The organism is Arthrobacter sp. RCC_34 (assembly GCF_041360795.1).
GTDB lineage: Bacteria > Actinomycetota > Actinomycetes > Actinomycetales > Micrococcaceae > Arthrobacter_E.
The window spans coordinates 43,355-62,612 of the sequence record NZ_JBFUPW010000004.1; the positions used below are offsets into that span (position 1 = coordinate 43,355).

Annotated in this window: 11 protein-coding genes and 1 tRNA gene; 7 read left to right on the forward strand and 5 right to left on the reverse strand. The window is 68.6% G+C overall.

Annotated features, from left to right (window positions below):
• Window positions 1-170: 170 nt before the first annotated feature.
• Both AB6732_RS14570 and AB6732_RS14575 read left to right on the forward strand, forming a co-directional pair.
• The gene (locus AB6732_RS14570; protein ID WP_370960624.1) at window positions 171-947 is read left to right on the forward strand and encodes a VOC family protein; all 777 of its coding nucleotides are present in this window, start codon (window positions 171-173) and stop codon (window positions 945-947) included.
• A 222-nt stretch (window positions 948-1,169) separates the two neighbouring features.
• Window positions 1,170-5,732, forward strand: coding sequence for an ExeM/NucH family extracellular endonuclease (locus AB6732_RS14575; RefSeq protein WP_370960625.1), 4,563 nt, complete (start codon window positions 1,170-1,172; stop codon window positions 5,730-5,732).
• Between the two features lie 148 nt (window positions 5,733-5,880).
• Here AB6732_RS14575 and AB6732_RS14580 read toward each other — a convergent pair whose 3' ends face one another.
• Window positions 5,881-7,866, reverse strand: a complete 1,986-nt coding sequence (locus AB6732_RS14580) for an FAD/NAD(P)-binding protein (protein WP_370960626.1) — start codon at window positions 7,864-7,866, stop codon at window positions 5,881-5,883.
• Window positions 7,867-8,014: 148 nt separating this feature from the next.
• Here AB6732_RS14580 and AB6732_RS14585 point away from each other — a divergent pair, with 148 nt between their 5' ends.
• Window positions 8,015-10,129, forward strand: coding sequence for a prolyl oligopeptidase family protein (locus AB6732_RS14585; RefSeq protein WP_370960627.1), 2,115 nt, complete (start codon window positions 8,015-8,017; stop codon window positions 10,127-10,129).
• A gap of 146 nt (window positions 10,130-10,275) precedes the next feature.
• Window positions 10,276-10,367 (forward strand) — tRNA-Ser (locus AB6732_RS14590).
• Between the two features lie 184 nt (window positions 10,368-10,551).
• On the opposite strand, the gene AB6732_RS14595 is transcribed toward AB6732_RS14590, so the two are convergent.
• From AB6732_RS14595 to AB6732_RS14605, 3 genes are all read right to left on the reverse strand, one after another.
• A complete protein-coding gene (locus tag AB6732_RS14595; protein ID WP_370960628.1) occupies window positions 10,552-12,039 on the reverse strand; it encodes an alpha-L-fucosidase in 1,488 nt (495 codons plus the stop codon).
• A 110-nt stretch (window positions 12,040-12,149) separates the two neighbouring features.
• On the reverse strand, window positions 12,150-14,312 hold the full coding sequence (locus AB6732_RS14600) for an ATP-dependent DNA helicase RecQ (protein ID WP_370960629.1): 2,163 nt from the start codon (window positions 14,310-14,312) through the stop codon (window positions 12,150-12,152).
• A 149-nt stretch (window positions 14,313-14,461) separates the two neighbouring features.
• Window positions 14,462-14,884 carry a DUF6157 family protein gene (locus tag AB6732_RS14605; RefSeq protein ID WP_370960630.1) on the reverse strand — a complete coding sequence of 141 codons (423 nt, stop codon included), beginning with the start codon at window positions 14,882-14,884 and terminating at the stop codon, window positions 14,462-14,464.
• 69 nt (window positions 14,885-14,953) lie between these two features.
• On the opposite strand from AB6732_RS14605, the gene AB6732_RS14610 reads away from it, so the two are divergent.
• The 3 genes from AB6732_RS14610 to AB6732_RS14620 all read left to right on the forward strand — a co-directional run bounded on the left by AB6732_RS14610 (window position 14,954) and on the right by AB6732_RS14620 (window position 18,796).
• Window positions 14,954-16,369, forward strand: a complete 1,416-nt coding sequence (locus AB6732_RS14610) for a phosphomannomutase/phosphoglucomutase (protein WP_370960631.1) — start codon at window positions 14,954-14,956, stop codon at window positions 16,367-16,369.
• Between the two features lie 217 nt (window positions 16,370-16,586).
• Window positions 16,587-18,044, forward strand: a complete 1,458-nt coding sequence (locus AB6732_RS14615; RefSeq protein WP_370960632.1) for an amino acid permease — start codon at window positions 16,587-16,589, stop codon at window positions 18,042-18,044.
• Between the two features lie 131 nt (window positions 18,045-18,175).
• Window positions 18,176-18,796 carry a dihydrofolate reductase family protein gene (locus AB6732_RS14620; RefSeq protein WP_370960633.1) on the forward strand — a complete coding sequence of 207 codons (621 nt, stop codon included), beginning with the start codon at window positions 18,176-18,178 and terminating at the stop codon, window positions 18,794-18,796.
• 49 nt (window positions 18,797-18,845) lie between these two features.
• Here the strand turns inward: AB6732_RS14620 and AB6732_RS14625 are convergent, their stop codons facing one another.
• Window positions 18,846-19,223, reverse strand: coding sequence for a winged helix-turn-helix transcriptional regulator (locus tag AB6732_RS14625; RefSeq protein WP_370960634.1), 378 nt, complete (start codon window positions 19,221-19,223; stop codon window positions 18,846-18,848).
• Window positions 19,224-19,258: the final 35 nt, after the last annotated feature.

Here is a 19,258-nt window from a genome sequence, read left to right on the forward strand (position 1 = left end):
CCGTGCCACCGCTCATGGCCCGGACCGCCGGGAGTTCACCCACCGGTCGGCAGCGAACCGTTGAAGAATGTCGGACCCCGGCGTTAGCGTCATCACTATCAGGGCACACGGGCTCCGCCCACCCTGGTCCGCCGGCGCACGGCGGCACTTCCCTAGAAAGCGAGCGCATCATGACCACCCCTACTTTCGCTCCCGGTGATCCCTGCTGGGCCGACCTGATGACGGACGATGTGGAAGCGGCCCAGAAGTTCTATGGCGAACTCCTGGGCTGGACCTTCGAAAGCGGTGACGAGGAGAAGTACGGCGGTTACGTGACCGCGTCCAAGGACGGCCGCCGCGTGGCCGGCCTCATGGCCAAGCAGCCGGACCAGCAGGAGATGCCGAGCACCTGGGGCATCTACCTCAAGAGCGACGACGCCGAGGCCACCGCCGCGGCAATCACCGCGGCGGGCGGACAGGTCGTCGTGCCGCCCATGACGGTCCCGGAGATGGGCGTCATGGCGATCGCCGAGGATCCCTCCGGCGCCTTCGTCGGTGTGTGGGAGCCCCTTTCCCACGGCGGCTACTCCCTGGTCAACGAACCCGGCGCCGTCGGCTGGCACGAACTGGCCAGCCGGAACTACGCCGCCGCGGTGGACTTCTACCGCAAGGCCTTCGGCTGGGACATCTCCGTCATGGAGGACACCGAGGACTTCCGCTACAGCACCCTCGGCGAAGGCGATCAGGCTCGTGCCGGACTGTTCGACGCCGCGAAGTTCCTCCCCGAGGGAGTGCCGTCGAACTGGCTCATCTACCTCGTGGTGGACAACGCCGACGAGGCCGCCCGGAAGGTCACCGAGCTCGGAGGCCGCGTCCTGGAGGAGCCGCGGGACGATCCCCACGGCCGGCACGCGCGCGTCACCGATCCGTCCGGAGCGGTCTTCATGCTGCACCAGTCGCTGGTCTGAGACCGGCCAGGTCCTGTGCCGTCCCCGTCCCGACGGGCGGTGACGGCACAGGATTTTTTTCGCGCCGGATCTTGAAACAACAGTTTCTTTTCCCCGCAACCCGGAGTTAACTCTCTCTTGGTGGACTAGGCTACGGACCCCTCGCTTTCCTGCTGGCGGTCCGAGCTCTCAGTCCGCCACAGGACACCGGATCTCACCCGATCTCTGGACAGAAAGAACCCCATGACTCACTCGCTTGCGAAAGCAACCTTGGGGAGTGCCCTGACCGCCGCGTTGATCGCGGCCCCTTTGGCGACCGCGCCGGCCTTCGCGCTGGTCAACACGGTCGCCACACCGGGCACCTCCTCCGTCATCATCGATGAGGCTTATCTGAGTGGAGGCAGCGCAGGGGCTGCCTACCGCAACAAGTTCGTGGAGCTGTACAACTCCTCGGACGCACCCGTCTCGCTGGACGGCTGGTCACTCCAGTACCGTTCCGGCACCGGGACCGCCGCCCCCAACTCCGTGACCGCGCTCCGTGGGAACATCCCCGCCAAGGGGACGTTCCTCATCAAGGGCGGCAGCAACAACGCGGCCTCCACGGCGGCGGAGCTGCCCACCCCGGACCAGGACGCGCCGTCGTTCAACCCGTCCGGCACCACGGGCACCGTCATCCTCGCCCGCCAGGCCACGGCTCTCAGCGGTCTCGGCACCGGCAGCCAGGTCGAGCCGACCAACGTGGCCGACCTCCTCGGCTACGGCACGAGCAACACGTACGAGGTCAAGGCGGCCACGGCGCCGTCGTCGAACACCGACGTCAAGGCGCTCACCCGCAGCAACCACGCGGACAGCAACGACAACTCGGCCGATTTCAGCCTGAGCACCTCGATCACCCCGACGCCGTCGGGCGGGACGGGCGGTCCGGAACCGACGCCCACGCCCACGCCGACCCCCACCCCGACCCCGGGTGGCACCGCCACGATCGCCGAGATCCAGGGCACCGGCGCCACGAGCCCCCTCGTCGGCCAGAGCGTGACCACCAAGGGCAAGGTCACCGCCCGTTACGCCACGGGTGGCCTGAACGGCTACTACATCCAGACCCCGGGCACCGGCGGCGACCTCACCGAGGCCGGCCACCAGGCGTCCGACGCCGTGTTCGTCTACTCGCCCGCCACGGTCGGCTCGGTCGCGATCGGCGACTACGTGCAGGTCTCCGGCACCGTCAGCGAGTACTTCGGTCAGACCCAGGTGAACGTCACGGACGCCGCCTCGCTGACCAAGCTGACCGACGCGGCTCCCGAGGTCAAGGCCACGCACTTCGCCCTCCCGGCGAGCGAGACCTTCCGTGAGTCCCTCGAGGGCATGCTCCTCGCCCCGTCCGGCGATTACACGCTCTCCGACAACTTCTACGCCAACCAGTACGGCGAACTGACCCTCGCCAGCGGCAAGACCCCCGCGGTCCAGCCGAACGCGGTGGCTCCGTACGGCACGGCCGAGAACACGGCCGTGGCCGACGACAACCAGGCCCGCACCATCAAGCTGGATGACGGCGCCACCACGAACTTCCTCTCCAACGCCACCACCAAGGCGCTGCCGCTGCCCTACCTGACCACCAAGGACCCGGTCCGGGTGGGCGCTCCCGTGACGTTCAAGACCAACGTCATCCTGGGCTACGGCAACAACGCCTGGCGACTGGAGCCCCTGGAGCACCTCACCCCGGCGACCGCGGACACCGTGCAGCCGGTCTCCATCGGCAACACCCGAGCCGATGTGCCGAATGCTGTGGGCGGCAACCTCAAGCTCGCCTCGTTCAACGTCCTGAACTACTTCCCGACCACCGGTGACAGCCTCAGCGGCTGCCAGTACTACACCGACCGCGACGGCGCGCCGGTCACCGTCAAGGGCGGCTGCGACGCCCGTGGCGCCGCGACCGCTGAGCACTTCAAGCGCCAGCAGGACAAGATCGTCGCCGCGATCAACAGCTCCGGCGCCGATGTCGTGACCCTCATGGAGGTGGAGAACTCCGCCAAGTTCGGCAAGACTCGCGACGACGCGCTGGCCAAGCTGGTCACCGCCCTCAACGACGCCAAGCCGGGCACCTGGGACTACGTCCGCAGCCCGTCGGCTCTGCCGCCGCTGAGCGATGAAGACGTCATCCGCACCGCCTTCATCTACAAGAAGGCCGTGGCGGAGCCGGTGGGCGAATCCGTCATCCACAACGACACCACCGCCTTCGCGAGCGCCCGCAAGCCGCTCGCCCAGGTGTTCAAGCCCGTGGGCGGCACCCAGGCGCAGGAATTCATCGCCGTGGCCAACCACTTCAAGTCGAAGAGCTCCGCGGCCACCCCGGACGACACGGACAAGGGACAGGGCGCGTCCAACCTCGCCCGCGTCGCCCAGTCCAAGTCGCTGCTCGGCTTCGTGGACACCCTGACGAAGGACAAGGGCACCGACAAGGTCTTCCTGATCGGTGACTTCAACGCCTACAGCAAGGAAGACCCGCTGAACGTCCTCACCGACGCCGGCTACGTCGACCAGGACGGCAAGGCCAAGAACGCCGACGGATCCCAGAAGCACTCCTACGTGTTCAGCGGCCTGTCCGGTTCTCTGGACCACATCTTCGCCTCCCCGTCGGCGGAGAAGATGGTCAACGGCGCGGACATCTGGAACATCAACTCCGTGGAGTCCGTCGCCCTGGAGTACAGCCGCTGGAACTACAACGTGACCAGCTTCTACGCTCCGGACCAGTACCGCTCCAGCGACCACGATCCCGTGATCGTGGGCCTGAACACCACCCCCGCGCCCACCAGCGCGAAGGTGAACCTGCTCGGCGTGAACGACTTCCACGGCCGCATCGACAACAACACCGTCAACGTCGCGGGCACTCTGGAGAAGCTCCGCGCCGCCGCCACCCCGGGCAGCACCGCCTTCGTCTCCGCCGGTGACAACATCGGTGCCTCCCTCTTCGCCTCCTCCATGGCGAAGGACCAGCCCACCATCGACGTGCTCAACACGCTGGGCCTCACCGCCTCGGCCGTGGGCAACCACGAGTTCGACGGCGGCTGGGCCGATCTGCGTGACCGCGTGATCGCCGGGGGGAACAACGCGAAGTTCCCGTACCTGGGCGCGAACGTGTACAAGAAGGGCACACAGGAACCGGCACTGCCCGAATACGAGATCCTCGACCTCAACGGCGTGAAGGTGGCAGTGGTGGGCGCCGTGACCCAGGAGGTCCCCTCCCTGGTCACCCCGGGCGGCATCGCCGATCTCGACTTCGGTGACCCGGTCGACGCCGTGAACCGCGTGGCCACGAAGATCAAGGACGGCAAGCTCGCCGACGTGATCGTCGCCGAGTACCACGAGGGCGCCGGAGCCGGCACCCCGGACGGCGCGACCCTCCAGCAGGAGATTGCCGCCGGTGGGGCCTTCGCCAAGATCGTGACCGAGACCAGCCCGGCCGTCGGAGCCATCTTCACGGGCCACACTCACAAGGAGTACGCCTGGGACGGTCCCGTCCCCGGCCAGGACGGCAAGACCCGTCCCGTGGTCCAGACCGGCAGCTACGGCGCGAACATCGGCCAGATCGAGCTGACCGTGGACCTCGCCTCCAAGCAGGTCTCCGCGTACTCGGCCCGTAACGTCGCCCGCACCACGGACGCCGCCGCCGATCTCATCGCGGCCTACCCCCGCGTGAAGCAGGTGGACACGATCGTGAAGAAGGCACTCGCGGACGCCGCCGTCGTCGGCAATCAGCCGGTCGGCAAGGTGACCAAGGACATCACCACCGCCTTCACGAAGGACCCGACCACGGGCGCCCCGGTGCGTGACGACCGTTCCAGCGAGTCCACCCTGGGCAACCTGGTGGCCGACTCGCTGGTCGCCTCGCTCAAGGACCCGACCGTGGGTGGCGCCGAGATCGGCGTGGTCAACCCCGGCGGTCTGCGCAACGAGCTGTACTACGGCACGGACGGCACCATCACCTACGCCCAGGCCAACGCGGTGCTGCCGTTCGTGAACAACCTCTGGACCACGTCCCTCACGGGCGCCCAGTTCAAGACGCTCCTGGAGCAGCAGTGGCAGACCAACCCGGACGGCACCGTGCCGAGCCGCCCGTACCTGCAACTGGGTCTCTCCAAGAACATCAACTACACCTACGACGCCGCCCGCCCCGCGGGTGACCGCGTGACCTCCATCCAGGTCAACGGTCAGCCGCTGGATCCGGCCAAGTCCTACCGGATCGGGACGTTCAGCTTCCTGGCCACCGGTGGCGACAACTTCCGGATCTTCAAGGACGGCGCCAACACCCGTGACTCCGGCCTGGTGGACCGTGACGCCTGGATGGCCTTCCTCAAGGCCAACTCCCCGGTGTCCCCGGATTTCGCCCGTCGCAGCGTGGCCGTCGTGAACTCCACCCCGGCCAGCGTGAAGGCCGGGGAGAAGATCCAGGCCGCGGTGTCGAAGCTGGATCTCACCTCGCTGGGCAGCCCGGTGAACACCTCGCTCGAGGCCACGTTCACCGATGCCGCGGGCAAGGCCACCGCCCTGGGCGCCGTTCCGGTCTCGGGTGGCGCCGCCACCGTGAGCCTGGCCGTTCCGGCCGGCGCCGCGGCGGGTGCGGGTGTCCTGCAGCTGAAGGCCGCGGAGTCGGGCACGACGGTGAAGGTCAGCGTCACCGTCGCCAAGACCGAGGTGCCGCAGCCGGCCTGCACCAAGCCCGTTCCGCCGAAGCACTGGTGGGACGTGGCGGGCTGGGCCAAGTACGCCCTGGCGTGGATCGGTTACCTCACGTGCCTCGTGAAGGGCTGATCACCCCTCACCTGAGGTGACGACAAGGGCCGGTTCCGATCGCATTCCGCGATCGGAACCGGCCCTTGTCCTGTGCTTAGAACGCGCGCGGTGTTCAGAAGGTGCGCTGTGTTCAGAAGGTGCGCTGTGTTCAGAAGGTGCGCTGTGTTCAGAACGCGCTGAGGACGGCCCGGGCGATCTCGTCGGCGTCGCGCAGCGTGCGCTGACCGCTGCGGAACAGCTCCGTGGGCTCGCCGTCCGGTCCGCCCGAGAAGGCCTCCGCGGCGATCGCCACGCCCCACTGCACGGCGGAGAGCTGGAGGCTGAGCACGTGCAGATCTTCCTGGACCTCGCCGTTGCCCGCCACCGCACGGTACGGATGCGCCACGACGTCGAGACCGGATGCTTCCGTCGGGCCGCCTTCGGGCCGCATCATGAGTCGTGTGCGGACGAGACCGTCCTCCAGGAGCTGACGGAGCAGGGGGGACGCCGCGGCGGACACCCGGTTGGCCGGGGCCAGGGCCTCGACCAGCGTCCGGGCCCGGACCTCGCTTCCGTCCACCCACGGTGAGGAGGCCTGGAACAGGCCGGCCGCACGGTCCACGGTGAAGCGCGGTTCCGGCCCCACGAAGTGCACGACGCCGGCGCGGGCCAGCGCGGCCAGCTGCTCGATGCGCAGGGCCGGCGGGCCACTCGCGAGGCCTTCCACGAGCGACTCGAAGCGGCCCCGCAGTTCCGTCACCCAGGATTCCTCGGTGATGCCGCCGTCGGCCACCGCGTCCTTCAGCAGCGAACGGCCCGCGTGCAGGATAAGCACGGCGCTCTTGACCGGGTCTTTCTCCCCCGCGGCCGATCGGCGCACGTCCTCGTCGAGGGTGCGCACCACGGCGGCGTCGAACTCGGCGGCGGAATCGAAGCGCTGCAGCGCGAAGGGGGCCGCGAGCGCCCGCAGGTTCAGGCGCAGCCGCTCGGGAACGCATCGCTCGATCAGCGCCGTGACGGGGACCATCCAGTCCTCCGGGCTGTGCGCATGCGGGCGGAGCAGTTCCTCGAGCTGATCGAGGAACTCGGCCGCGTCCCGGATCGCGTTCGGATCGGAGGTGACCAGAGTGTCGTAGTAGGCCCAGAGCACATCACGCTGCAGCAGCGGCCACAGATCGTGACCGAAGCCGGGCTTCACGCCGGACCGCCGGAACCGTTGGACCGCGGACTCGGTGAGGTACCGGAGCTGGCGTTCCTTGGGGTAGTAGCTGGAGATCTGCGCCTTGGCCTTGTACGGACCGCCGCGGCGGCTCGCGGCGTGGATCACCGGCTCGTGGCCGCTCGGCAGGTAGCGGAGTCCGCCGTCGCGCCGTTCGAAGCGTCCGCCGCGCCCTTCGGTGAGCTGACCCATGACGTCGAAGAAGTTCAGGCCCATCCCGCGGACGAGGACGGGCTCGCCACCAGGCACGAGCGACCAGTCCACATCCGCCGGGCACGCCGGTGGGAAGTAGCTGAGTCCGAGGTCCTGCGCCGCGCGATACAGCTCTCGCTGCTCCGGGTTGAGCTGGGCGGGGACGTGACCGAGGGCCAGGACGACGCGGTCCGCGGCGATGCTTCCCTCCTGGAGGTCGACCACGAACCCGCGGTCACCGGTCCGCCGGACGGCGTGGGCCTCGGTCCGGTGGTGCACCGGATGGAAGCCCCCCAGGAGCGGGTCACTCTCGATCCGCGCGACGACGGCGGCGAGCGTCTCCTCGAGGTAGCGCCCGTAGAGCGCGCGGCTGGGGAAGGTGTCGGGCCCGAGCGCGAGCAACTCAGTCCGCTCGTCCTCGCTCAGCCGGTCCCGCCCGTCTATCTGGCCCGCGGCGACGGCGGCACGCCAGGTGTTAAAGCTGCCACCCGCCAGAGGCGCCGCCAGGTCCGGGTCTTCGGGGATGAGGGTGGGGAAGAAACTCTGGGTGTTCATGAGGAACAGCCGGGACTGGGCGGGCTGCCAGACGTGACCGGAGCCGAGGGGGTACGGGTCCACGAGGTGCACTTCGAGACGGGCGCCGACGTCGAGGGCGCCGTCTTCACGGCGGGCCTTCCAGTTGGCGGCCAGACGCTCCAGAACACTGCTGCCGCGCGGCCCAGCACCGATCACCACCACACGACGCACCGAATCCCCTGACATGGGACAAGCCTAATGGGCCGGGGGCTCCCGCGGACGGTTCCGCCCGGTCCGGGGCGGGGCCCCGGAAGGCGCCGCCGCAGGGCCGCGTGTGTCCTGCCGCGTCGACCCGGGGCGCTCCAACGCCAGTCCCTCTGTCTAGGATGAATCCATGACGGCACATGACGTGGTGGACGAGAACATCTGGCTGGAAGAGATCCATGGGGAGGGGCCGCTCGCCTGGGTGCGGGAGCAGAACGCCCGGACCGAGGAGGTCCTGGACGATGCCGAGTTCCATCAGCTCCAGGACCGCCTGCTCGAGGTCCTGGACTCGACGGATCGCATCCCGATGGTCGGCAAACGAGGCCGGTGGTATTACAACTTCTGGCGGGACGGCGAACACCCCAAGGGCCTGTGGCGGCGGACCACCTGGGAGAGCTACCTGACCGCCACGCCGGACTGGGACGTGCTGCTGGACCTCGACGCGCTGGCCTCCGAGGAAGGCGCCGAGTGGGTCTGGCACGGTGCCACGTTCCTCCGCCCGGCGCCGGGTGACGAGTGGCGTCACGCGATGATCGGCCTCTCCCCCGACGGCGGCGACGCGGTCACCTACCGCGAGTTCGACCTCGAGACCCGCGAGTTCCTGCCGGGCGGTTTCGTGCTGCCCACCGCGAAGGGCCATGTGAGCTGGGAGGACGAGAACACCCTCCTGGTGAGCACGACGGCGGAAGGCCGCCCCGCGACGCAGTCCTCCTACCCGCGGACGAGCGCCCGCTGGCGCCGGGGCACGCCGTTGTCGGACGCTGAGCAGCTCTTCGAGGTCCCGGACGACCACATGCTCGCCTCCGTCTCCTGGGATTCGACGCCCGGCTTCGAACGACTGGCCGCGGTGGACTACGTCGACTTCTTCAATGACGAGATCTCGCTGTGGCGGGACGGGGCCTGGGTCCGGATCGACAAGCCGGGCACCGTCAGCACCGCCTGGCACCACGAATGGATCCTCTTCCGGCCACGCGATCCCTGGACCGTGGGCGGCGCCGACTACGCCGCAGGCTCGCTCCTCGTGGCGCGCCTCGACGACTGGCTGGACGGCTCCCGTGAACTCACCGTCCTGTTCGAACCGGATTCCCGGACCTCGCTGCAGTCCTACAGCTGGACCCGGAACCACCTCCTCCTGAACCTGCTCGTGGACGTGTCCTCGCAGATCAGGGTCCTGACGCCCCCGTCTGCAGGCGCGAGCACGGACAACCACGGCGGCGACGCGGGCGAGGCCGCCGCCGGTGAGTGGCCCTCGGACCTCCTGGACGCCTGCCCGCCGCTGCACGACGTGAACGCCTACGCCGTCGATGACGAGGATGAGACGGACGGCGACGACTACTGGCTGGTGGCCACCGGCTTCCTCACGCCCACGACTCTGACGCGCGGCACTATCGGCGGCGATCACGCGGAGATCAAGCGCGCGCCGTCGTTCTTCCACGAGGACGACTACGCCGTCGAGCAGCACTTCGCCGTCTCCGCGGACGGCACGCGCGTCCCGTACTTCCAGGTGGCCCGCAAGGACCTCGTGCTGGACGGCACCAATGTCACCCAGCTGAGCGGCTACGGCGGATTCGAAGTGTCCCGGACCCCCGCGTACAGCGGCGTGGTGGGCCGGGCCTGGCTGGAGCGCGGCGGCGTCTACGTAGTGGCCAACATCCGTGGCGGCGGCGAATACGGCCCGTCCTGGCACACCGCCGCCCTGCAGGAGAAGCGCCACCGGGCGTATGAGGATTTCGCCGCCGTCGCGAAGGATCTGGTGAACCGCGACGTGACCTCGCCGCGGCTCCTCGGCTGCGCGGGCGGGTCCAACGGCGGCCTCCTGGTGGGCAACATGCTGACGCAGTACCCCGAGCTGTTCGGCGCGGTGTCCTGTGGCGTGCCGCTCCTGGACATGCGCCGCTACACGAAGCTGTCCGCGGGCGCCTCCTGGATCGCCGAGTACGGCGACCCCGAGGACCCCGAGCAGTGGGAGTTCATCAAGACGTTCTCGCCGTATCACCTGCTGCGCGACGCCGTCGACTACCCGCATTCCTTCATCTGGTCGAGCACCTCGGACGACCGCGTCGGGCCCGTCCAGGCCCGCAAGATGGCGGCGCGGATGCAGGCGATGGGTGTGCCGAACGTCTGGTACCACGAGACCATCGAGGGCGGCCATGCCGGCGCCTCCGACAACCGACAGGCCGCGGCGCTCCAGGCCCGCAACCAGCACTTCCTGTGGAAGGCGCTGACGGGTCAGCTGCCGGGCTGAGCGGCGGCCTGCTCCCCTCGCGAGATGCCAGTTGAGCACAGTGTTGAGCAGCCGAACTGTGCTCAACTGGCATCTCGCGAGGAGGGCCGCGTCGTTTTGCGTTGCGGCGGGCGCTTCGGTACTCTTGCATGGCTAGCAAATAGCGAGGAGACGTGCCAGAGCGGCCGAATGGACTTCACTGCTAATGAAGGGTCGGGGTTAAACTCGACCGGGGGTTCAAATCCCCCCGTCTCCGCCAATCGAGCCCCGGGAAACCGGGGCTCTTTTGTTTGCCCACTACCCAGCGCGCCCCGTCGAGTTCGGGGGTCCGTTCGGACTCGGCGGCTGCAGCCACCGAGTCCGGAACGGACCCCCGAACTCGACGGGGCGAGTCAGCCGAACTGCCCGGTCACCCGGACCGATCAGTCACCTGAACTGCCCAGTCACGCGAACTGGATGACGACGCCGCGCGCCCCCAGCGCGGGATCTTCCCCCAGCGCGTCAGCTGACACCGCCGGACGGCCTTCCAGCCACTCGGCGCTCTCGCACAGGGTCACGCTGAGAACGCCGCCGGAATCCTGGTCCCAGTCGAGGACGGTCACCCCACCAAGCGCCTGAACCTCCGCGACGGCCCGGGACAGGGGAATTCTGACGCTGCCGGCAGAACCGTCGAGAGTGATCAGGTGGAGCCGGCCGGACGTGCCGGCGTCGGCGGGCGTCTCGGTCAGCCACCACGTGGTCTCCCCGTCCTCCCAGCTCTCGGCGAGACCGTTGCCGGGAATCAGGCCCTCGGTCACAGCGCGGGTGCCGTACAGGGCCGGCCCGAATTCCTCGAGCCACGCCCCGATGACCTCGAGGGCCTCACGGATGGACGGCGGGATCGCGCCGGTGGGATCCGGCCCGACGCCCAGCAGGAGGTTTCCACCCCGGGCGACGACCTTGACCAGCATGTCGACCACCTCCCGGGGGTCTTTGGCCTGCTCGTCCGGGGAGAGAGACGTCCAGTTGTCCGAAAGGGTCACGCACGATTCCCAGGGGTAGGACGGGCGGTGATCCGGGATCCGCTGCTCCGGCGTGCGATAGTCCTCGTTCGGGCCGTGCACTTCCCGGTCGACCACGAGAATGCCGGGCTGGAGTTCCCTCGCCCGGGCGGCGATCCGGTCGATGTCGATGGGCTCGAACGGAGCGAAGACCCATCCGGCATCCAACCAGAGCACGTTGACGGGACCGTAGCCACTGAGGAGTTCCTCGATCTGGGCGTGGGTGAAGTCCACGAAGCTCTGCCAGCGCTCGGGTTCCGCGGCGGCGTCATAGTTATGGAAACGGTCCACGGTGGTGCCGTCCGGCGACCAGTAGCCCGGGTGGTTCCAGTCCGCCTTGGAGAAATACACGCCGGTCTCCAGGCCCTGAGAGCGGAAGGCCTCAAAGGTCTCGGCGAGGACGTCGCGGCCCAGCGGAACGTCCTCCGCGGTGACTTTGAAGTCCGAGTGGGCGGTGTCGAACATGTTGAAGCCGTCGTGGTGCTTGGACGTGAAAACGAGGTACTTCGCCCCCGCCGCACGGGCGAGCGCGGCCCAGTCCTCCGGGTCGTAGTCCTCCCCGGCGAAAGCCGTGCGGGCGGCCTTGTACTGCTCTTCCCAGGCATCGTCATCGCCCTGGAATCCGGGCGGCAGGAGCATCATCTCCTCGTCGCGGGACCGGCAGAGAGTCCAGCTGTCACCGAGGCCCTGGGAGGTGTAGATCCCCCAGTGCATGATGATGCCGAACTTGTGATCCTGCCAGTCCTCCAGACGGGCGCGGCTGAGGGGATCGGCCGGGAAGCTGTAACCGGGATCGTGCGCATCGACGACCGCACCGGCCGCCAGGCTGGGCTTGAGGGTGGGAAGGGACGGGTCGCTCTCATTGAGAGGAGATGAAGTGTGCTCAGTCACGATCACTATCCTTCCCCTTGAATCAGCTCCCGTCACCCCTTCGGGAGAATAAGTCGCCGATTTTCAGTTCCCTGCCGGCCAGCGAGCGTGACCCCACCACCCGGTGGCGCTCAGCCGGCGAGCGCGAGCACGAAAGGCAGCACCGCGCCGGCCCCGGCCTGCCGGAGCGACCGTCCGGCGACCACCACGGTCCACCGCGTGTCCACCGAGTCGTCCACCAGGAGGATCGTGGCACCCGGGTTCCCCGCCAGGAATTCCTCGATGCGCGGTGTCGGCCCGAAGCGATCCCAGACCTCGGCCAGTCGGTAGGCGCTGTTGCCGCGACGGCCCGCACCGCCCATCGAATGACGGACCCCGAGCGAGCCCAGGTACGGCATGCGTCCGATCTCCGCGAGACCTGTGGCGACGGATTCGATCAGCTGTTGGCGCCTCTGGGACGGCATGGAGACCACGGCGAGCGGGCGGTCCTGTCCGCTCCAGGGGTCGACGCCTCGGCCCTCCGGCCGGCCCCAGTCACGGAGCACGGCGACACAGGCCCGCAGCATGTCCTCCCGCACCGGGGCGTCCTCCGCGCTCTCGGCGAGCACCTCCCGCAACGGACCGCCCCACCCGAGATCACTCAACCGGGCAAGTGCCCTGCCCTCGGCCACGGCTTCCGCGGGCGGGATCTTGCCCTTCACCGGGACGCCCAGTCGGTCCATCCCGGTGGGCCACAGGGACCGGGTCTCGACCACGGCCCCCACCTTGTCCAGTTCCGCCGCGGCGGCGTTGAGGGCCTCCCGGCTGACCCCACTGGGGTACCAGGGCCCGGCGCAGTTGTCGCAGCGACCGCAGGCATGCGCGTCAGGGTCGTCGAGGACGGAGGTGATGAACTCCATCCGGCACCCTGCGGTCTCCTGGTAGATCACCATGAGGTCCTGTTCCTGCACCCGGGCCTCGGCGATGCGGGCGTACCGCTCGGCGTCGTAGAACCAGCCCTTGCCGGTGGACTGCCAGCCTCCCTGCACGCGCTCCACTGCCCCGTCCACGGCCAGGACCTTCAAGAGGAGCTCCAGCCGTGAGCGCCCGAGGTCGACTCGGGGTTCAAGAGCGGGACTGGACAACGGCTTAGGCGAGGTCTCCAGGGCGTCCAGCACCGCCATGGCTTTCTCCTGCTCCGGCATGGACGCCGTGGCGAAGTACTTCCAGATCTCGCGGTCCTCCGCACCTGGAAGCAGGAGGACATCGGCGTTGGCGCCGCCACGACCGGCACGGCCCACTTGCTGGTAGTACGCCACGGGAGAGCTGGGAGCACCGAGGTGGACCACGAAACCGAGATCCGGCTTGTCGAAGCCCATACCCAGCGCCGAGGTGGCCACGAGGGCCTTGACTTGATTGTCCTTCAGCCGTTGCTCCGCGAGCTCGCGCTCCGCAGTGTCCGTCTTCCCGCTGTAGGACAGCACCTCGTAGCCACGCTCGGACAGCATCCGTGCGGTCTCTTCCGCAGCGGAGACGGTGAGGGTGTAGATGATCCCACTGCCGGGCAGATCCTTGAGGTGCTCAGCGAGCCAGGCGAGACGCGCGGTGTTGTCCGGCAATTTGAGGACTCCCAGGCGCAGCGAATCACGCCCCAGGGTCCCGCGGATGGTGAGCACGTCCGTGCCGAGCTGCTCTTCGATGTCATGCACCACGCGCGAATTGGCGGTGGCCGTGGTGGCCAGGACCGGGACGTCGCCGGGCAGCTGCCGGATCAGATCCGCGATGCGCCGGTAGTCCGGACGGAAGTCATGGCCCCAGTCCGAGATGCAGTGTGCTTCATCCACCACCAGAAGGCCCGTGCGGCGGATCAGCTCGGGGAGCTCGCGTTCCCGGAACGCCGGGTTGACGAGCCGTTCCGGGGAGACGAGCAGGACATCCACCTCGTCCGCCGCGAGACGGGCCGAGACGTTCTCCCAATCGAGCTGGTTGGCGGAGTTGATCGCCACGGCCCTCACCCCGGCGCGCGCCGCGGCTTCGACCTGGTCCCTCATGAGGGCCAGCAACGGCGAGACGATCAGCGTAGGGCCCGCACCACGACGCCGCAGCAGCAGGGACGCCACGAAGTACACCGCGGATTTGCCCCAGCCGGTGCGCTGGACCACCAGGGCCCGGCGCGAGTGATCGACCAGCGCCTCGATGGCCTCGAACTGGCCGTCGTGGAACTCGGCATCCGGATTGTTCACCAGGTCCCTCAGAACCTGGACGGCCTCCTGGTAGCTCCTGCTCTGGGTGTGCACCGCGTTCGTCTCAGCCATGGTCCCCAGTATTCCGCACGGCCTCCCGGCCTGCGCCCCGGGTGGTCCCGTATGTGGACAAGGACACGTCGCGGGAACTCACAGCAGGCAGTGCCCGCGGCGGCACACCGGCACAGCGCCCGGCGCCTCGGACCACCCCTCCGCCTGATTCAGCCCCGCGAACTCCGCATGGCGCGGACGTGCTGCACGGCGGGATCCGCGACCAGCTCGGCGTAGCGCTCGGAGCCGAGCGGCACGAGGGCGACGCGGCCGTCGTCGTCGTGATGGATGCCCCAGCCGTAGCGCTTGGCCAGCGGCGAGGCCCGCAGGCAGGGCTGCCCCTTGGAGAAGAAGGCGGCGCGGGCGGCCGGCCAGTCCTCCGGAGGAATCCCGTTCCGCTCCGCGTGGATCCGGAAGAGCAGGTCGTCCGAGGTCAGCTGGTAAGGCGCCTCGTCGATCAATTCGAATTGGCGCTGGGCCACGGTCGGCTTCGCCCGGGCCGCGGGCACCTCCGCGGACACGACCGGGCAATCGTCGGCGACTTCGATGAAGGTGGTCCGGTAATTGGTGGTGTGGCCGTCCTCGGTCTTCATACGGCCATTGTGCCGCGTGGTCATCCACAGGAGAAGAAAAAATCTCAGGCGTCTACGTAAACTAAGCGAGTGACTGAACAGCAGCAGAGCATCGACCTTTCCCCGTCCTTCAAGGCGTACGACGTGCGTGGCCTGGTGGGCGAGACCATCACGGCCGAGATCGTGGAGGCCGTCGGCGCCGCCTTCGTCGATGTTCTGGGCCTCGCCGGACAGACCATCCTGGTGGGCGGGGACATGCGCCCGTCCTCCCCCGAGTTCGCGCAGAAGTTCGCCGAGGGCGCCGCGGCGCGCGGCGCCAACCCCCAGCTCCTGGGGCTCATCTCCACGGATGAGCTCTACTTCGCCTGCGGCGCTCTGGACGCGGCCGGCGCCACCTTCACCGCCAGCCACAACCCGGCGGCCTACAACGGCATCAAGATGGCCAAGGCCGGCGCGGTGCCGATCTCGTCGGAGACGGGCCTCGAGGAGATCCAGCACGCCGCCGAAGAATACCTGGCCGCCGGCGTGATCCCCTCGGTCGAAGCCACCGGCGTCATCACCCAGCGGGACGTCCTCAAGGACTACTCCGAGTACCTGCGCCAGCTGGTGGACCTCTCCGGGATCCGCCCGCTCAAGGTCGTGGTGGATGCGGGCAACGGCATGGCCGGCCTGACCACCCCCGCCGTCCTCGGTGCTGAGCTGCTGAGTCCGCTCCCGCTGGACATCACCCCTCTGTACTTCGAGCTGGACGGCACCTTCCCCAACCACCCGGCGAACCCGCTGGAACCGGAGAACCTGGTGGACCTGCAGAAGGCCGTGATCGAGCACGGCGCTGACATCGGCCTGGCCTTCGACGGCGACGCCGACCGCTGCTTCGTCGTCGACGAGAAGGGCGAGCCGGTCTCCCCCTCCGCCATCACGGGCATGGTCGCCCGCCGCGAGATCGCCCGCGCCAAGGCCCTGGGCGAAGAGACCCCGGTGATCATCCACAACCTGCTCACCTCCCTCGCGGTGCCGGAACTGATCGAGCACGACGGCGGCCGCGCCGTCCGCACGCGCGTGGGCCACTCCTTCATCAAGGCCGTCATGGCCGAAGAAGGCGCCGTGTTCGGCGGCGAGCACTCCGCGCACTTCTACTTCCGCGACTTCTTCAATGCCGACACCGGCATGCTGGCCGCCATGCACGTTCTGGCGGCACTCGGCGAACAGGACGGCCCGCTGTCCGACCTGGCCCGTGAGTACGAGCCGTACGTCTCCTCCGGGGAGATCAACTCGGAGATCGAGGACAAGGCCGGCGCCGTCGCACGGGTCCGCGCCGACTTCGAGGGCGAGGGCGTCACCGAGGACACCATGGACGGCAGCACGTTCAGCGCCGCCGACGGTTCCTGGTGGTTCAACCTGCGCCCGTCGAACACGGAGCCGTTCCTGCGCCTGAACGCCGAGGCGAAGGATGCCGAGACCATGGCGAAGGTCCGGGATCGCGTCCTGGCGCTCGTCCGCCGCTGACCCCGGGCCGCGGTCCAGCACTGCGCCGCGGCACCGGACGACAAGCTCGCGAGTGGGGCCCGGAAACGGGCCCCACTCGCATGTCAGCCGGTCGTCACAAACCCCACGTCTGATATCCCGGACAGTGTCACCCGTCACAAGGCCTCCCGCGTCGCCCGCGTGCGATGTCCTGGTGTGAGAGCTTTCACGGCCCACACGTTCAAAGGAGATCGTGCCCATGACTTCATCCCGTAACGAACTGCGACGAGGCCTCAACGCCCGCCACATCCGCTTCATCGCCCTCGGTTCCGCGATCGGCACCGGCCTGTTCTACGGTTCCTCCGCGGCCATCCAGACCGCCGGCCCGGCCGTCCTCTTCGCCTATCTGGTGGGCGGCGCCGTCGTCTTCATGGTGATGCGTGCCCTCGGCGAGATGGCGGTCCGGCACCCCGTCGCCGGCTCGTTCGGCCAGTACGCCTCCCGGTATCTCGGCCCGTATTCCGGCTTCCTGACAGGGTGGACCTACGTCTTCGAGATGTTCGTGGTCGCTCTGGCCGACGTCACGGCCTTCGGGGTGTACATGGGATTCTGGTTCCCGAACGTCGAACGATGGGTCTGGATCCTGTCGGCCGTCTTCATCATCGCGGCCGTCAACCTGGTGAGCGTCAAGGTGTTCGGTGAGCTGGAGTTCTGGTTCTCCATCATCAAGATCACGGCCATCATCGCGATGATCGTGGGCGGCGTCGCCATCATCCTCTTCGGCCTGAACAACCAGCACGAGAACGCGGCCGGTCTGCACAATCTCTGGGACCACGGCGGTTTGACCCCCAACGGTCTCTGGGGCCTGCTCAGCTCGTTCACCATCGTCATGTTCGCCTTCGGCGGCACCGAGGTCATCGGCATCACCGCGGGCGAGGCCCAGGACCCGAAGAAGGTCATCCCCAAGGCCATCAACTCGGTGCCCGTGCGCATCCTCTTCTTCTACATCCTGACACTCGGCATCATCATGACCCTGCAGCCGTGGAACACCATCAACGGCGAGGCGAGCCCCTTCGTCTCCATCTTCAGCTCGCTCGGACTGACGGGCGCCGCGCACGTCCTCAACGCCGTCGTCATCACGTCCGCCCTCTCCGCCATCAACGCCGACATCTTCGGCGCGGGCCGCATGCTGCACGGCCTGGCGCAGCAGGGCCAGGCCCCGAAGGCCTTCATGAAGACCAGCAAGAGCGGGGTGCCGTTCCTCACGGTCCTCGCGATGGTCGCGTCGCTCCTGCTGGGCGTGCTGCTGAACATCTGGTTCCACGACCAGATCTTCTTCCTGATCGCCGCCCTGGCCACGTTCGCCACCGTGGTGGTGTGGCTCGTCATCCTCCTCTCCCACGTCCGGATGAAGGCGGAGATCACGCGGGACGGCAAGCTCCCGTCCGAGTTCCCGGTCCCCCTGTGGCCGATGGGCAGCTACCTGGCCATCGGGTTCATCGTGTTCGTGATCGTCATGATCGGCGTCCTGCCGGACTCCCGGCCAGCCCTCCTGATCGGCGCTCTCTGGATCGCGATCCTGACCGCGGTGTACTTCCTCTTCATCAAGGGCTCCGGCCGCACCCGGATCGAACTGGTCGATGAGACCGGCATGCTCCCGGTCGTCGATCCCGCCGAGGACACGAGCACCCCGGTCGCGGTGCGCAGCGCGCCCTGACACGCCCCGGCCGTCCGGACCCCGACCGACCCGGCCTCGGCCCCGAAGCCCTCCCACGCGAGCCGCGCGGGAGGGCTTCGGCGTCGTCCCCCCTCTTCTCCTGGAGCCCGGGTCCGTGATGCCATGGACCCATGACCTTCACCACAGCCCACATGTCCGTATCCCTGGACGGCTTCGTCGCCGGTCCGGATCAGAGTCTGGAGAACCCGCTCGGCAAGGGCGGCCCCCTGCTGCATCGCTGGCACATGGGGCCGGAAGAGGAACGCCACGAGGTCGACGCCGACTGGACCGCGCGCCTGCTCCGCCCCCGGGGCGCCTACGTCATGGGCCGGAACATGTTCGGCCCCGTCCGCGGGTCCTGGGACACGATGCCGGACTGGCGCGGCTGGTGGGGCGAGGAACCGCCGTATCACGCACCCGTGTTCGTACTGACCCACCACGAGCACGACCCGATCGAGATGGAGGGCGGCACCACCTTCCACTTCGTCACGGAAGGCTTCGCCCGCGCCCTGGAACTCGCACGCGAAGCCGGCGACGGCGACGTCGACATCGCGGGTGGCGCTTCGGCCGTGCGGCAGGCGCTCGAGGCCGGGGAGCTGGACGAACTCACGCTGGACATCGCGCCCGTGGTGCTCGGCGCGGGTGAGTCGATCTTCCCGCAGGACTCCTCCGGCTACCGCCTGGAGATCGTCGAGACGGCCGGTTCGCCCCTCACGACCCACGTCCGGTACCGCGTGGTGCGCCAGGCCTGATCCTCACCGCGAGGCCAGTGCGCCGAGCGGGCGTCCGCCCGACGATCCGCTACAGCGTGGCGGCCTCGGCGTCGTCGTACGCGTCACGGGCGGCGAGGATCTGTCCCGCGTGCGCTTCGGCCCAGATGCGCACGGCGTCCAGCGGACCCAGCAGGCCCTCCCCGAGGGGCGTGAGCCGGTACTCGACCCGGACGGGCACCTCGGCGAAGACCTCACGGTCCACCAGGCCGTCCCGCTCCAGGGCTCGGAGGGACTGGGTCAGGACTTTGGGGCTGACTCCGTCGACGGTCTGCCGGATCTCCCCGAAACGACGCGCTCCGTCCTTGAGGGCCTGGAAGATGAGCGGGGTCCACTTGTCCCCGATGCGCTGCAGGACCAGGCGCGAGGGGCAGTTTTGGTCCATGACGTCGAAGGGCAAAGTATCCATGAGGTAACTATATGACGTTGAAGTACTTGCTTTCC